The sequence below is a fragment of the Polynucleobacter sinensis genome (assembly GCF_001595985.1).
Classification (GTDB): Bacteria; Pseudomonadota; Gammaproteobacteria; order Burkholderiales; family Burkholderiaceae; genus Polynucleobacter; species Polynucleobacter sinensis.
This window is the reverse complement of record NZ_LOJJ01000003.1, coordinates 277,078-292,705: the sequence shown is the minus strand read 5'-3', so window position 1 is coordinate 292,705 and position 15,628 is coordinate 277,078. Positions and strand designations below refer to the sequence as shown.

At 46.7% G+C, this 15,628-nt stretch carries 13 protein-coding genes and 1 tRNA gene; 2 read left to right on the top strand and 12 right to left on the bottom strand.

All coding sequences use genetic code 11. The annotated features are described in order from the left end of the window. Positions 1-6: 6 nt before the first annotated feature. The 5 genes from clpP to ispD form a co-directional block, all read right to left on the bottom strand. On the bottom strand, positions 7-636 hold the full coding sequence (clpP, locus tag AOB49_RS05225; protein ID WP_062308713.1) for an ATP-dependent Clp endopeptidase proteolytic subunit ClpP: 630 nt from the start codon (positions 634-636) through the stop codon (positions 7-9). Positions 637-679: 43 nt separating this feature from the next. Continuing rightward, entirely contained in the window at positions 680-2,017 is a 1,338-nt protein-coding gene (gene tig, locus AOB49_RS05220) for a trigger factor (protein WP_062308712.1), read from the bottom strand. Between the two features lie 57 nt (positions 2,018-2,074). Further along, a tRNA-Leu gene (locus tag AOB49_RS05215) sits at positions 2,075-2,161 on the bottom strand. An 81-nt stretch (positions 2,162-2,242) separates the two neighbouring features. Continuing rightward, positions 2,243-2,746 (bottom strand): 2-C-methyl-D-erythritol 2,4-cyclodiphosphate synthase, encoded by a 504-nt coding sequence (gene ispF, locus AOB49_RS05210; protein ID WP_062308710.1) that lies wholly within the window; start codon positions 2,744-2,746, stop codon positions 2,243-2,245. A gap of 11 nt (positions 2,747-2,757) precedes the next feature. Further along, complete coding sequence (gene ispD, locus AOB49_RS05205; RefSeq protein WP_062309335.1) at positions 2,758-3,507, bottom strand: 2-C-methyl-D-erythritol 4-phosphate cytidylyltransferase; 750 nt, start codon at positions 3,505-3,507, stop codon at positions 2,758-2,760. A gap of 23 nt (positions 3,508-3,530) precedes the next feature. On the opposite strand from ispD, the gene mfd reads away from it, so the two are divergent. Next, complete coding sequence (mfd, locus tag AOB49_RS05200) at positions 3,531-7,073, top strand: transcription-repair coupling factor (protein ID WP_062308709.1); 3,543 nt, start codon at positions 3,531-3,533, stop codon at positions 7,071-7,073. 14 nt (positions 7,074-7,087) lie between these two features. Then, positions 7,088-7,978, top strand: a complete 891-nt coding sequence (serB, locus tag AOB49_RS05195; protein ID WP_062308707.1) for a phosphoserine phosphatase SerB — start codon at positions 7,088-7,090, stop codon at positions 7,976-7,978. 40 nt (positions 7,979-8,018) lie between these two features. Here the strand turns inward: serB and AOB49_RS05190 are convergent, their stop codons facing one another. The 7 genes from AOB49_RS05190 to AOB49_RS05160 all read right to left on the bottom strand — a co-directional run bounded on the left by AOB49_RS05190 (position 8,019) and on the right by AOB49_RS05160 (position 15,621). After that, the gene (locus AOB49_RS05190) at positions 8,019-9,203 is read right to left on the bottom strand and encodes an acetyl-CoA C-acyltransferase family protein (protein WP_062308706.1); all 1,185 of its coding nucleotides are present in this window, start codon (positions 9,201-9,203) and stop codon (positions 8,019-8,021) included. A 79-nt stretch (positions 9,204-9,282) separates the two neighbouring features. Beyond that, positions 9,283-10,641, bottom strand: a complete 1,359-nt coding sequence (rimO, locus tag AOB49_RS05185; protein WP_062308704.1) for a 30S ribosomal protein S12 methylthiotransferase RimO — start codon at positions 10,639-10,641, stop codon at positions 9,283-9,285. A 2-nt stretch (positions 10,642-10,643) separates the two neighbouring features. After that, entirely contained in the window at positions 10,644-11,204 is a 561-nt protein-coding gene (gene phaR, locus AOB49_RS05180; RefSeq protein WP_062308702.1) for a polyhydroxyalkanoate synthesis repressor PhaR, read from the bottom strand. A 114-nt stretch (positions 11,205-11,318) separates the two neighbouring features. Further along, on the bottom strand, positions 11,319-12,059 hold the full coding sequence (locus AOB49_RS05175; RefSeq protein WP_062308700.1) for a 3-ketoacyl-ACP reductase: 741 nt from the start codon (positions 12,057-12,059) through the stop codon (positions 11,319-11,321). Positions 12,060-12,080: 21 nt separating this feature from the next. After that, positions 12,081-13,715: a class I poly(R)-hydroxyalkanoic acid synthase gene (gene phaC / locus AOB49_RS05170; RefSeq protein WP_062308698.1), complete on the bottom strand. Its 1,635-nt coding sequence runs from the start codon at positions 13,713-13,715 to the stop codon at positions 12,081-12,083. Positions 13,716-13,817: 102 nt separating this feature from the next. Next, positions 13,818-14,534 carry a peptidoglycan editing factor PgeF gene (gene pgeF / locus AOB49_RS05165; protein ID WP_245640619.1) on the bottom strand — a complete coding sequence of 239 codons (717 nt, stop codon included), beginning with the start codon at positions 14,532-14,534 and terminating at the stop codon, positions 13,818-13,820. A gap of 46 nt (positions 14,535-14,580) precedes the next feature. Next, complete coding sequence (locus AOB49_RS05160; protein ID WP_082784065.1) at positions 14,581-15,621, bottom strand: RluA family pseudouridine synthase; 1,041 nt, start codon at positions 15,619-15,621, stop codon at positions 14,581-14,583. Positions 15,622-15,628 lie beyond the last annotated feature (7 nt).

Here is a 15,628-nt window from a genome sequence, read left to right as displayed (position 1 = left end):
GTCGAATTAAGGACGCTTATCGATAACTTTATCGATCAAGCCATATTCCTGGGCTTGTTCAGCAGACATGAAATTATCGCGATCCGTATCTTTAGCAATCGTCTCAATGGACTGACCGGTGCGGTCGGCCAAAATCTTATTCAATCGCTCACGTAGGTACAAAATTTCACGAGCTTGAATTTCGATATCGGAAGCCTGGCCTCGTGCACCGCCTAAAGGCTGATGAATCATCACGCGAGAATTGGGCAATGCATAACGCTTGCCCTTTTCGCCGGCACATAACAAGAATGCGCCCATGCTTGCAGCCATACCCATGCACAAGGTGCTGACATGGGGCTTAATAAATTGCATGGTGTCATAGATTGCCAAACCAGCAGAAACAGAACCTCCTGGAGAGTTGATGTACAGAGAAATTTCTTTATCTGGATTCTCGCTCTCGAGGAACAGTAGCTGGGCAATCACTAAGTTTGCCGTTTGATCATTAACTTCGCCAACCAAGAAAACAACGCGCTCTCTTAATAAGCGAGAGTAAATATCATAGGCCCTCTCACCTCGACCAGAGGTTTCAATGACCATTGGAACCAAACCTAAACCTTTAGGCTCTAAATTCTCAGACTGGAAATGATTCTGGTTCATGTGATCAGACCTTTATTTGATAAATACTGAAGATTAATCAATCTTAGTTTAATTTACTGAGTTCTTCAAAGGTAACGGCCTTATCAATCACCTTTGCCTGCGAAGTGAAGTATTTAATGACATTATCTTCAAGGACCAAGTTCTCAATATCCTTGAGGCGGCTTGGGTTGCTATAGAACCAACGAACCACTTCTTTTGGATCTTCGTAAGTAGCGGCTTGCTCATCGATCTCAGCCTTAATTTGATCGGCGGTAGCTGCTAAATTTTGCTGCTTTACCAGGTCGCTCAAAATTAAACCAAGGCGAACACGTTTGATTGCCTGTTCAGCAAAAATTTCCGCTGGAATAGGCGCATCTTTAGCATTAGGAACGCCACGTTGCATCAGATCTTGGCGAGCTGATTGCACTAAACGCTCTTGCTCTTGGGCAACTAAAGACTTTGGTGCATCAAGTTCACATAGACTGTTGAGCTTATCCATCACCTCACCTTTTAGCAAGGAGGTAATGCGACGTTTTGTTTCACGTTCAAGATTTTCTTTGACTTCTTCGCGCATCTTCGCAACGCCACCCTCAGTAACGCCTAAGGACAATGCAAATGCATCGTCAACTGCAGGAAGGTGCGCCCAATTGACAGCCTTCACGGTAATCGTGAATTCGGCAGTTTTACCAGCGACATCTTTACCATGGTAGTCAGCCGGGAAGCTCAGTGGGAAGGTTTTGCTTTCACCAGCTTTGAGTCCTAATGTGGCGGCTTCAAACTCTGGAAGCATGCGACCTTCGCCAAGAACATATTCGAAATTCTCAGCCTTGCCACCGGCGAATTCAACGCCGTCAATCTTGCCTACGAAGTCGATGACAACTTGATCGCCAGCTTGGGCAGCTGTATACGCGCCACCGTCACCATGAGGGCCAGCTTCACCACGAGGATGGTAATGAACTTGCTGTTTACGCAAAACATCTAAGGCGCGGTCTATTTCTGCATCTGAGATTTCAGTGGTGTACTTAGTTACCTCTGCTTTACTGAAGTCACCAATTTTTACTTCTGGTAACACCTCAAAGAAAGCATCAAATACAATTTTTTCAGCATCTAATTCGCTCTTGGGGTCCAAACGTGGCTGACCAGCCAAAAGGATATTTTCTTTTTTAGCCAATTCGAAAAATAGCTCTGAAGCTTTATCGAATTGCAGCTCGAAATCAACTTGCATGCCATACTGTTTCTCAACCATGGCCTTTGGAACTTTGCCTGGACGGAAGCCTGGAGCTTTCATGGACTTACCCAATTTTGCTAATTGGGCTTCTCTTGCCTTTGCCAAATCGGCACGAGCGAACTCTAAAGTCACTTTGCGGTCTAACTGACCTAAATTTTCTATCTGCGCAGCCATTCTCGTCTCTTAATTGAAAATCAGAATATGTGAAGCCCAAGCCAAGTAGCAATCTTGTGGTGCGAGGAGGGGGACTCGAACCCCCACACCATTTCTGGCGTCAGGACCTAAACCTGGTGCGTCTACCAATTTCGCCATCCTCGCGCGAATTCCGCAAACGCTACCGAGCTAGACTTCACTCTAAAGTCCGTAATTCTACAATGCTTAGTGGTTTTGGCGGATCTTTTAAGCCTTGTACAGCAAAGCAACGGCATGGACGGCGATACCTTCACCCCGCCCTAAATGGCCTAAAGATTCATTAGTTTTTGCCTTGAGGTTTACGTGGCTTGGGGTTACCGCCAGATCTGCAGCAATATTGCGTACCATCTCGGGCAGAAAAGTCGCTAATTTGGGCTTTTGACAAATAATCGTCGCATCCACATTACCCACTTGAAATCCTGCCGCCTGAATCTTTTGCAAGGCAGCTCTGAGCAAAATTCGACTATCCATATCCTTAAATTGGGGGTCGGTATCTGGAAATAGCTGCCCAATGTCATTCAGGCCAGCAGCACCCAGCAATGCGTCAGTCAATGCATGCAACAGGACATCCGCGTCAGAGTGACCCAATAACCCCTTGTCGTTTGGTACATGTACCCCGCCTAATATCAACTTTCGATCGGCTACCAAGGCGTGGACGTCATATCCTTGGCCGATTCTAAATTGTGGAATGTGGATGGAATGTTGTGTCATGGCCTAGTTCTTTATTGTCCTCGTGACCGGAGAATGAATTGCATCAACTCCCAATCCGCAGGATGGGTGACTTTGAAGTTGCAAGTTGCACCTTCAATTAATAACGGGCTTAAACCAGCTAACTCCATAGCGCTGGCCTCATCTGTAATATCGGCCTCCAGACGAATACCTTCTTCAATCGCATCATGCAGGCGTTTAAGGCCAAACATCTGGGGTGTTTGTGCTTGCCAAAGGTGATCACGGGGGATTGTCTTGTGCACCCTATTCGGATTACCTGCAATAGCGGAATTTGCATCGGCCATCTTCAGCGTATCCGCTAATGGCATAGCCAACAGACCGCCCTCACCTGACTCGCTGACAACTTTAATGAGCTTTTGGATCAATTCTGGCGTGATTCCAGGTCGAGCTGCATCATGAACCAGGACCCAATCAGTCTCCGGAATACCGGACTTCAGCATTGCCGCCAAGGTATTGCGAACTGTTTCTTGCCTTGTGGGGCCGCCGCTACCTAAAAAGTGAACGGGCTTAATATCACTCGTGAGATTTCCCAAAACGGGGTTATCGATAAAACTGGGGCTAACGCCCACCCAAATAGAGGTAATGGTTGGTGTATTGATAAATGCGTTCAATGCATAAGCCAACATTGGCTTACCGGCAAGTTCCTGAAATTGCTTTGGTAGCTGCCCACCCAAGCGAGAGCCTGTCCCGGCCGTGGGAAGCAAGGCATGGCATTGGGGCAAGGTTTGAGTTCTAGCGTGCATACCTGATTCTATAATGACAAAAGATGTCTGATGCATTAAAACAAGCACCCCCCATACCTGCACCGCGGGCTGGGCAGCGCTTTACCTTTTCGGGCCTGGTTGGCTCCTCTGATGCCGCCCTAATCGCCCAATCGGCCCTTCACCATCGGTCTGAATTCTCTGTCATGGTGGTGTTTTGCGCTCAAGCCCAAGAGGCTCAGCGTCTCTTGGACGAAATCCCAGCTTTTGGTCCGCAACTCAAAGTTCGCTTACTTCCGGATTGGGAAATTCTGCCGTATGACCACTTTTCTCCACATCAAGATTTAGTCTCTGAGCGTTTAGCAACCTTATATGAACTATTAAACGGTAGCTGTGACATTGTTTTAGTTCCGGTAACCACCGCCCTGCAGCGGCTTGGCCCACCGAATTTTCTATCCGGTCATACCTTTTTCTTCAGACAGGGTGACAGCCTCAATGAAGCAGCACTAAAACTGCAATTACAACAAGCTGGGTATGACCCAGTAAGCGCTGTAATGCGCCCTGGTGAATACAGTATTCGTGGTGGATTGATTGATTTGTTTCCCATGGGTTCGAGCCTGCCATATCGCCTCGATTTATTTGGCGATGAGATTGAGCAGATTCGTGCATTTGACCCCGACACTCAGCGAAGCTTATACCCAGTAAAAGAGGTTCGCCTTTTACCGGGTCATGAGTTTCCTTTTGATGATGCTTCTCGAACGGCTTTTAGAGGCCGCTGGCGTGAAGTTTTCGAGGGTGATCCCACGCGATGTTCGATCTATAAAGATGCGAACCTTGGTATACCTAGTGCAGGTATCGAATCTTATCTCACCTTGTTCTTTGAAGAGACCTCAAGCGTTTTCGATTACTTTCCTCGCTCAGGCGATCCGGTGTGGATTGTTACTTCCGGGAATCTTGAAGATTCCATTAAAGGGTTTTGGAAGGACACGATCTCGAGATACGAATTCTTAAAGCATGACCTTGATCGCCCCATACTTCCACCAGGCGCTTTATTTTTAGATGTAGATCAATTCTTCACGGCCATCAAACCTAATGCGCGCCTAGCACTAGAAAAAGAATCCAAAGAAACCCCGCAATTTTTAGCTGTCCCCGATCTCTCAGTCCATCGTCGCGATGCAGACCCCATCAACCGACTACGCTCACTCGTATCGCAGGAAAAAGTACGCATTCTCATTTGCTGCGACACCGCAGGTCGTAAAGAATCAATTCGTCAATTATTTGAAGAAAGCAATGGGGTCGCTGGGCATCACGGTCGACCGCTATATCAACTTAAACCTGAGGGCTTTGATAGTGTTGCGGACTTTATTAAAAGCGAATCTCTTTTTGGATTAGTCACCGCCCCCTTGTTTAATGGCTTTACTTGGCCCGCAGAAAATCTCATCGTAGTAACTGAGGCGGAATTATTTACCAATACCGCGCGCCAAAGACGCAAAGGGAAAGATAGCGAGAGTGCCGATCCCGACATGCTGTTTAAGGATCTGTCTGAGCTCAAGATAGGTGATCCTGTGGTGCATTCGGATCATGGTATCGGTCGCTATCAAGGCTTGGTATTGCTCAATTTAGCGCCTCCTAAGGAAGAACCCATTTTTGAGGAGTTCTTGCACTTGGTTTATGCCAATGAGGCAACGCTCTATGTGCCTGTTCAACAATTACAAATGGTTACCCGCTACGCTGGATCAGATCCTGACTCTGCACCATTACATCAGCTCGGTTCAGGTCAGTGGGATAAGGCCAAACGGAAAGCAGCTCAGCAGATTCGTGATACAGCAGCAGAGTTACTGGGTCTTTATGCCGCCAGAGCAGTTCGCAAAGGTCATGCATTCGAATATTCTGCTCACGACTATGCTGCGTTTGCTGAGAGCTTTGGATTTGAAGAGACGCCTGATCAAGCTAATGCCATTGCAGCAGTCATTGGCGATATGACTAGTGGCACTCCGATGGATCGTCTGATTTGTGGTGATGTGGGTTTCGGTAAAACTGAGGTTGCTTTGCGCGCTAGCTTTGTCGCCGTCATGGGTGGAAAGCAAGTGGCGATTCTTGCGCCAACTACACTACTGGCCGAGCAACATGTAGCCACCTGGAAAGACCGTTTCGCAGATTGGCCGGTTCGCATCGTAGAACTCTCGCGATTTAAAACTACCAAAGAAATTAACGCCGCATTAGATGCTATTGCGAAAGGCGAAGCAGACATTATTATTGGCACTCATAAACTTCTCTCAAAAGAAACTCAATTTGCCAATCTAGGTCTTGTCATTGTTGATGAGGAGCATCGCTTTGGTGTGAGACAGAAAGACGCATTAAAAGCTTTGCGTGCTGAGGTCGATATATTGACGCTAACTGCAACCCCTATTCCAAGAACTCTAGGGATGGCGATGGAAGGTCTCAGAGAGTTTTCAATTATTGCCACGGCTCCGCAAAAACGCTTAGCCATCAAAACATTTGTTCGTCGTGAAGGTGATGGGGTTATACGTGAGGCAGTATTGCGTGAAATTAAACGTGGTGGCCAAGTTTATTTCCTGCATAACGAGGTGGAAACGATTCAGAATCGTAAGCATGCTTTGCAGGAGCTCATACCCGAGGCTCGTATCAGCGTTGCCCATGGACAAATGCATGAACGCGAACTCGAGTCGGTCATGCGTGAATTTGTGACTCAGCGCACCAATATCCTTTTGTGTACCACCATTATTGAAACTGGTATTGACGTCCCTACCGCAAATACCATCATCATGCATCGAGCAGATAAATTTGGACTAGCGCAATTACATCAATTACGTGGTCGTGTAGGTCGCTCTCACCATCAAGCCTATGCCTACCTCCTTGTACCCGACCCAGAAGCTTTGAGTAAACAGGCACAATTAAGATTGAATGCGATCCAGGCGATGGAGGAGCTAGGCTCTGGATTCTATTTGGCTATGCATGATCTAGAGATTCGTGGTGCTGGCGAAGTATTGGGCGATAAACAATCTGGAGAAATCCATGAGATTGGTTTTCAGCTTTACACTGAGATGCTAAACCGTGCCGTCAAATCATTGCGCAGTGGTAAGGAGCCTGATCTCTTGGCGCCACTCCAAGCGACTACCGATGTTAATCTGGGTGTTCCCGCACTATTGCCAAATGATTATTGCCCGGATGTCCATGAACGCCTCTCGCTCTATAAACGCTTTGCGGGGACAAGCGATTTTTCTGAACTCATGGGATTGCGCGAAGAATTAGTGGATCGTTTTGGCGACTTGCCAGATCAAGCAAAGTCTTTCTATGAAACCCATCGCCTGCGCCTGGAGATGGCTGGTTTCGGAATCAAGAAGATTGATGCCACACCGGTATCTATTCAGATCCAGTTCATTCCCAATCCGCCGATTGATCCAATGAAAATTATTCAACTCATTCAGTCATCAAAGTTCATTCAACTTAACGGGCAGGATAAGTTAAAAGTTCTCCCCCAAAGAGAAAAGGATTTTGAGAAACTAGAGCAACGTCTAGACCACATTCGCAAAATACTCCGCAGCCTGAATGAATCCGCTATGCTAACTAGCGCCCAAGTTAACTAAAATACATATCCGTCATGTCCAATCACCTTACTTTGGTCGCACTTTCTGATGAGCCCATCCCTGCGGCACTAAACGATGCACTGAACGCTCATGCCAAAGTCCTAGGCATCGAGATTCATGGCATCAAACATAATGAACAAAAAATAACTTACTTCTCGTCCCGCTGGTCTAGTAATAAATCCTTAACGCCTGAAGCGCGTATTGCAATGCGAGATATTGCTGCCGCTCACAATGTTGATTTAGCATTCCTTTCCGCAGGCTTTAAACCTGATCAAGTCAAGGTATTGGCAATGGATATGGATTCAACCCTCATCAATATTGAATGTATAGATGAAATTGCCGACTTCACAGGTAAAAAAACTGCAGTCTCTGAAATAACTGAGGCTACGATGCGCGGTGAAATCAAAGACTTTAAAGAGAGTTTGCGTAGACGTGTTGCATTGTTAGAGGGTGTTCATGCCGATGTTTTGGAGTCGGTATATCGGGAGCGACTTCGCCCTAATCCCGGTGCCTCAGAATTGCTATCAGGTGCAAATCATTTAGGTCTTTATACGCTGCTAGTTTCTGGTGGATTCACATTCTTTACCGAAAAACTAAAGAAGGAATTGGGTTTCAAGCAAACTCAAGCTAATACTTTAGAAATCATTGATGGCAAACTCACCGGCAAAGTGATTGGAGATATTGTCGATGGTGCTGCTAAAGCCGCTTATCTTGATCAAGCCTGCTCTCTAATGAGTTGCCATAAAAATCATGCCATCACCATGGGGGATGGCTCGAACGATTTACCAATGATGCATGGCTCTGGCATCAGCATTGCATACCGCGCAAAACCAATTGTGAAAGAAAAAGCCGACGCGGCTTTTGACCGAGTCGGCTTGGATGCTGCTCTACTACTCATCGCTTAATTAGCGAATAGCAGTAAATCTGAAGCGATTACTATTTAACTTACAGGCGCTCGAAAATCGTTGCAATACCTTGACCGCCACCAATACACATAGTTACTAAGGCATACCTGCCTTGAACGCGATGCAATTCATGAATCGCCTTAGTAGCAATTGCAGCACCAGAGCAACCAATTGGGTGGCCTAATGCAATCGCACCGCCGTTCACATTGGTCTTTGCTGGATCCAAACCAAGGCCTTTAGTAACAGCTAGTGCCTGAGCAGCAAAAGCCTCATTAGATTCGATGACGTCGATCTGATCCAACTTCAAGCCGGCGCGCTCAAGAGCAATCTTCGTCGCCGGAATTGGACCTTCGCCCATGATGTGATTGGGTACACCGGCAATAGCATATGACACCAAACGTGCGATTGGTTTCTGACCAGCCTTCTTGGCTGTTTCAGCATCAGCTAAGACGAAGAACGCAGCGCCATCGTTAATGCCTGAAGCATTTCCAGCGGTCACACTACCGCCCTCTTTCTTAAAGACGGCCTTCATCTTCGCCAGAGTCTCCATGGTGGTATCAGGCTTGCAATGCTCGTCAGTATCAAATACGACATCACCCTTACGAGTTTTGATGGTGATTGGAACAATCTGCGATTTAAAGCGGCCCTCTTTAATGGCATTAGCTGCACGACGATGAGATTCCACTGCGAGTGCATCTTGCTCTTCGCGTGTGAGCTTCCATTTTTCCACCAAGTTTTCGGCGGTAACACCCATATGACCTACGCCAAATGGATCAGTTAAAACGGCCACCATCAAGTCGAGCATCTTAGTGTCACCCATACGAGCGCCACTGCGCATTGCTGGTGAGCCATACATCCCGCGAGACATTACTTCTACGCCACCACCAATACCGTAATCACAGTCACCCAGCATGATGGCTTGGGCTGTTGTCACAATCGCTTGCAAGCCAGAGCTACATAAACGATTCAATGCCATCGCCACAGATTCCATTGGTAGACCGGCCTGGATGGAGGCAACGCGAGCGACATAGGCATAGCGACTGTCCGTAGGAATAGTATTGCCTACGGTCACATAATTAATTAACGCAGGATCTACTCCAGAGCGGGCAACGGCCTCCTTCATCACAATACCGCCGAGCTCAGAAGGCTCAAAGCTACTCAGTGATCCATTGAAGGCACCAATTGCAGAACGTACAGCACTTAATACGACGACGTCACGACCCATATCAATCCCCTTAGCTGCGCCTAATTAGGCAAATTAACGACCCTAACATCGGGCCCAGATACTATTTTTATTCTAATAGTCAAGTTTCGGCTATTAGGTCATGCCCTTGGGAGCTAATCACCGTTGCTTTGATGATTTCTCCAGCGCGATAGCGTTTTGACGGCTTACTGGGAGGTAAAACCCTGACCAAACCATCAATTTCAGGGGCATCCCCAGTTGTTCGGCCAATTCCACCAGATTCATCCACTCGATCGATAATGACCTGAATGCGTTTGCCTATTTTTTTAGCAAGTCGGTTTGTAGAGATAGCCTCAGCCTTGGCCATAAAGCGAGCGCGACGCTCTTCTCTAATGGGGTCAGGCACCGGGTTGTCTAATGCGTTTGCAGTTGCTCCATCCACGGGGGAGTACGCAAAGCAACCTGCGCGGTCAATCTGAGCCTCATCCAAGAAATCCAAAAGATATTGAAACTCTTCCTCAGTCTCTCCAGGAAAGCCAGCAATAAAAGTGCTGCGAATGACTAAGTCAGGGCAAGCGGCTCTCCAGGCAGCAATCCGCTCGATATTTTTTTCACCGCTCGCTGGACGCTTCATACGCTTGAGCACATCTGGGTGAGCATGCTGCAGGGGAATATCAAGGTAAGGCAACACACCAAAACCATGCTCGGAAAATTCCGCCATTAAAGGCAAAATATCATCTACATGAGGATAGGGATAAACATAATGCAATCTTACCCATGCTTGATGTTCGCGGGCGATCTGATTGAGGGCATTCACCAAATCAAACATGCGCGTCTTCACCGGTTTGCCACCCCAAAAACCAGTGCGATATTGAATATCTACGCCGTAAGCGCTGGTGTCCTGAGATACAACTAGCAACTCCTTAACGCCTGACTCGAATAATTTTTTAGCTTCTAGCAAAACCTCGCCAATAGGACGCGAAACCAAATCACCGCGCAAGCTAGGAATAATACAAAAGGTACAGCGGTGATTGCATCCTTCGGAAATCTTAAGATAGGCGTAATGTTTTGGAGTGAGTTTGACACCAATCGGTGGCAATAAATCAGTGAATGGATCATGCGGCTTAGGTAGATGCAAATGAATAGCCTGCATTACCTCATCAGTCGCATGGGGTCCGGTAACAGCAAGCACCTTAGGATGAATACTTTGAATTAAATCAGAGCCGTCCGCATTCTTGCGTGCACCCAGGCAACCAGTAACAATAACTTTGCCGTTTTCAGAAAGTGCTTCGCCAATGGCGGCAAGACTTTCCTCCACGGCAGAATCAATAAAGCCACAGGTATTGACCACCACTAAATCAGCGCCAGAGTAATCCTTAGCAGTCTCGTAACCTTCGGCACTTAACTGGGTAAGAATCAACTCGGAATCTACTAATGCCTTGGGGCAGCCCAAGGAAACAAAACCAACTTTACCCGCCACAACTATTCTTTTTCTGTTTTAGTTGGTTGCGGTGTAAATGGAAATCCGCTAAAGATTGTTGGCGAGTTTTGCATTTGCTCTTGCATTTTTAAAAACAAATCTTTACTTTGTTCCATGTAATTACCCATCAAGCCTTGCATCATGGGATTTTGGAGATTAAGCATTTTTGCCCAAGCCTCGGGAGTGCTTCCAGCGCCGAGACCTTGTGTTTGATCGCCTAACTTATTGTGAATGTCTACAAAAGATTGCATGGTCTTTTCGAGATAACTACCCATGAGGCCTTGCATGGAATTGCCGTAGAAACGAATGATCTGAGAAAGCATTTGAGTGGAGAAAACTGGCGCACCACCCGCCTCTTCCTCCAAAATAATTTGCAACAAAATATTGCGCGTTAGATCATCGTCAGTCTTTGCATCAACTACACTGAAAGCATCCCCGGACATCACCAAATTTTTAATATCGGAGAGCGTGACATAAGTACTAGTCTGAGTGTCGTACAAACGACGATTCGGATATTTTTTAATGAGGCGAGCTTCGCCAGCCTTCTTAGAACGTGTAGCCATAATATTTTCCTAATTCTTAATACCGCAATGCAACATCGGCATAGTTTATCCCTAGTTTGATCTAAAGGTAAATATGCCGACGTATGCAGTACTAAAACAGCTATTTTGGGGCTTTTAACCCGTATGCAGGCCGCCGTTGAGTGAAAAGTCGGCACCAGTTGCATACCCACCATCATCTGAAGCAATCCAACAACAGATTGAAGCAATCTCTTCAGGAGTGCCTAAACGCTTGACCGGAATACCCGAAACAATTTTCTCAAGCACATCCTCGCGAATGGCCTTGACCATATCGGTCCCAATGTAGCCGGGAGATACGGTATTGACGGTAACTCCTTTGGAGGCTAATTCTTGTGACAAAGCCATCGTAAAGCCATGAAGACCTGCTTTTGCGGTCGAATAGTTTGACTGCCCGAATTGTCCTTTTTGGCCATTAACAGAGGAGATATTGATAATGCGACCCCAATTGTTATCCGCCATGCCATCAACCACTTGCTTAGTGACGTTAAATAAAGAATTGAGATTGGTATCGATTACGGCCTTCCAAGCATCAGGCGTCATCTTACGGAATACGCTGTCACGCGTGATACCTGCATTATTTACAAGAACGTCGACGCGACCGACTTCAGCCTTCACCTTGTCAAAGGCGGCAACAGTGCTATCCCAGTCAGAAACGTTTCCTTCTGAAGCTATAAAGTCATAACCCAATGCTTTTTGCTCACCCAACCAACGGTCTTTACGTGGTGAATTTGGGCCACAACCAGCGATAACCTTAAAACCATCCTTTGCAAGGCGCTGACAAATAGCGGTACCAATTCCACCCATACCACCAGTTACATATGCAATCTTTTGAGACATGTGATTCCCCTTGTAAAAATATTATGAATTAGCTGCTGTTATTTTTTCTTTCACGTACTTACCAGGCGCAGCTTCTAATGATTTGTATCGTGTATTACCAAATGTCTTACTGGCTTTAATTTTCTTGCCGCCAAACTGCTCCAACCATTGCGCATAATTTGGCCACCAACTTCCCTTGATGTCCTTGGCGCCAGCAAACCACTCATCAGCAGTCTTTGCCAATTGATTGTTTTCAAAATAATGACGCTTGTTTTTTGCCGGAGGGTTAATCACTCCGGCAATGTGTCCGGAGGCGCCAAGTACAAAACGATTCTTACCCTTGAGGATATGCGTGGATTCATAGGCCGACTTCCATGGAACGATGTGATCATCATGCGATGCATAGATATAAGCAGGCACGGTTATCTTGCCCAAATCCACTTTTTCACCGCAGACGGTAAGCTTGCCTGGCTTGATTAATTCATTTTGCAAATAGGTATGGCGCAAGTACCAGCAGTACATGGGTCCCGGTAGATTGGTAGAGTCACCATTCCAGTAGAGCAAATCAAATGGAGGCGGTGAATTTCCTTTGAGATAATTTTCAACAACGTAGTTCCAAACGAGATCATTTGGCCTTAAGAAGGAAAAGGTATTGCCAAGCTCTAGGCCTGACATCATGCCGTAGTGACCGCCCTCGCCTCCGATGGTGGATTCACGTAACTTCACCATGTTCTCATCAATGAAGACGTCTAGTATTCCAGTGTCACTGAAGTCTAATAGTGTCGTGAATAGGGTCAAGCTGGCGATGTAATCCTTTTTGCGTGCCGCCAGCACTGCTATCGCAGTCGATGTCAGGGTACCGCCAACACAAAAACCCAGCGCATTAATTTGGTCGGTACCACCGATGTCTCTTGTGACTTCAATGGCTTTAATGACGCCATCGCCAACATAATCATCCCAAGTAACCTTAGACATTGATGCATCAGGATTTTTCCAAGAAACCAAAAATACAGTGTGGCCTTGTTCAACCATATAACGTACAACCGAATTATCAGGTTGCAAATCCAAAATATAGTATTTATTAATACAAGGGGGCACCATTAAATAAGGGCGCTCGAAAACAGTATCTGTTAATGGTGTGTACTGAATTAATTCAAAAAGATGATTGCGGAAAACAACTTTGCCTTCTGTAGTGGCAATATTTTTACCGACTTCAAATGCACTCTCATCCGTTTGCGAAACCTTGCCTTTTTTCAGATCGCCCAACAGATTCACGATGCCATTTTGAATCGACTGGCCTTGCGTACTGATAATATTTTCTAGAACTTCAGGATTGGTTGCGATGAAATTCGATGGAGATAATGCATCAATCATTTGTTCTGTCGTGAACAGAATTTTGACCTTGGTTTTTTCGTCAGCCTCTACTGCTTTTGCAAGTGCGTGTAGGTGTTTGGAGTTCAGCAAATAAGTTGCAGCAATCATCTTGCTCCAAGAAGAGTGCCAAGCCTTGCCAGAGAAGCGACGATCCTTCAGTTCAATTGAATCTGGATTGGTCGCAAGATGTGCCAATTCAGTGAAGTATTCCTTTTGAATTTCTGCTAAACGCTCTGGCGGAATTAACGCCATATGTTGTGGCGCCAAGGAAGGCGCAACACCAGTATTCATGCCTGCAAACATAGTAATCTCTTAAAGTTATTGAGATCATTCTCCTTCTATATAGCCAGAAGGGTTATACGCACTAACCCTAGCCCAAGGGCGAATCTAGTGATAACCCCAATCTCAACGTACGGGTGAAATCCAAATTAATGATGCAAAGCGTCCAGTTATGCCATCGCGTCGATAGGAATAAAAATTGACATTATCTTGATAGGTACAAAAACCGCCGCCCTGAATCTTGCTAAGACCGGTAGCCCTCATTCTCTGTTCGGCCAAAATATAAAGATTGGCGAAATACTTGCCAGCCTTTCCAGAAATAGGTGTAAAGGCTGAAGGTTTGCGAGATGAGTCGTGATCAGAAAAGGCCTCGTATACGTCTTCACCAACTTCAAAGGCGTTAGGTCCAATAGCTGGCCCCATCCATGCGGAGATAGCACTAGGTTCTAGCCCCGGCCTAAGTAAGCACATAGCATCAATGGTGCGCTCTAAAACGCCTTGACTTAAACCGCGCCAACCTGCATGCGCAGCACCAATGACATCACCATGGTCACTTGCAAACAGGATCGGCATACAGTCCGCAGTCAATATAGCGAGAACTTCATTTACCCGGTTGGTAACGGAAGCATCGGCTTCATTTGGGCCAGCTTGATTTACCAATCTCGTTGTTGGTGTGCTCACAGAAATTCCATGCACTTGCTTTAACCAGACGGGCTCACCAGGAAGTGATTGACGCACAATCTGACGATTCTTCATCACGGTATCTAGGTTATCGCCAGAGTTAAGCCCGAGATTGAGTTGATCGTAAGGCGGAAGGCTGACCCCTCCAGATCGGGTTGTCACGAGAGCTTTAACCGAGCTTGGTTTAGCCCAATCGGGCACGTGAAAGTTACTGGTGTTGATCATTTTGGAGAGATGCAAGGAGTGTCGACTCTTTTGGAAGATCATCTTCACTCATGGCAATGAGAGGCAAAAGATCATGTAGATCTTGCGGTGGTAAGCGAAACCATGTCAACACAGTTGATGTACTGGGATGCTGCAAACTCAAAGCGTAAGCATGCAAAGCCTGGCGCTCAAAAGGCAGGCATTTGGCGGCACCAGGGGTGCGCTTGCGATAAACGGGATCGCCTAGTAACGGAAATCCGAGAGATTCCAGGTGCACTCGGATTTGATGGGTTCGGCCCGTTTCCAGTCGACACTCCAGTAGAGCTAATGGGGCACCCATAAACTCACCCTTAGCCAATCTCCGAAATAGTGTTGCCGCAGGCTTGCCTTGTGGGCTCCCCGCCGCCATCTTCAGTCGATCGCGTTGATCCCGCCCGACGGTAGCGAGAACTTTTCCTTGAGATGGGGCCTCGCCCCAAACCCATGCGAGGTAGCGACGCCCTACCGTGCGCTCTTGTAATTGCCTCACAAGTGATGTCTGGGCAAGATCAGTTCGAGCCACCACCATCAATCCAGAGGTGTCCTTATCCAAGCGATGCACAATGCCTGCCCTAGGAAGGTGCTTGAGCTCTGGATAGTGAAATAAAAGCCCGTTTAATAAGGTGCCAGTCCAATTTCCGGCGGCAGGATGAACCACAAGTCCAGCGGGCTTATTAATCACAATAAGAGTGTCGTCTTCATAAACCACATCGAGTGGAATATTTTCAGGGGCAAATGCAAACTGTTCAGGCATTTCTTGAGGAAAAACCTTGATGCTCTCCCCACCCCGCAACAAATGACGCGCTTTGGTGACCTTGCCATCAACCGTAACGGCCCCAGCTTCAACCCAGGCCTTAAGGCGATTACGGGAATAATCCGGCAAAGCGCCGCCTAAATACTTATCCAAACGCTCTCCAGATACATTCTCTGGTATTTCTAGGGCAATAAAATCCTCTTCATCGATATAATCAATGGGATTCGAATCGGGAGTATGCGGCAATGCCACGCTTAAA

Coding starts and splice junctions, on each gene's coding strand:
- clpP (WP_062308713.1), bottom strand. CDS start 636: ATGAACCAGAATCATTTCCAGTCTGAGAATTTAGAGCCTAAAGGTTTA.
- tig (WP_062308712.1), bottom strand. CDS start 2,017: ATGGCTGCGCAGATAGAAAATTTAGGTCAGTTAGACCGCAAAGTGACT.
- ispF (WP_062308710.1), bottom strand. CDS start 2,746: ATGACACAACATTCCATCCACATTCCACAATTTAGAATCGGCCAAGGA.
- ispD (WP_062309335.1), bottom strand. CDS start 3,507: ATGCACGCTAGAACTCAAACCTTGCCCCAATGCCATGCCTTGCTTCCC.
- mfd (WP_062308709.1), top strand. CDS start 3,531: ATGTCTGATGCATTAAAACAAGCACCCCCCATACCTGCACCGCGGGCT.
- serB (WP_062308707.1), top strand. CDS start 7,088: ATGTCCAATCACCTTACTTTGGTCGCACTTTCTGATGAGCCCATCCCT.
- AOB49_RS05190 (WP_062308706.1), bottom strand. CDS start 9,203: ATGGGTCGTGACGTCGTCGTATTAAGTGCTGTACGTTCTGCAATTGGT.
- phaR (WP_062308702.1), bottom strand. CDS start 11,204: ATGGCTACACGTTCTAAGAAGGCTGGCGAAGCTCGCCTCATTAAAAAA.
- AOB49_RS05175 (WP_062308700.1), bottom strand. CDS start 12,059: ATGTCTCAAAAGATTGCATATGTAACTGGTGGTATGGGTGGAATTGGT.
- phaC (WP_062308698.1), bottom strand. CDS start 13,715: ATGTTTGCAGGCATGAATACTGGTGTTGCGCCTTCCTTGGCGCCACAA.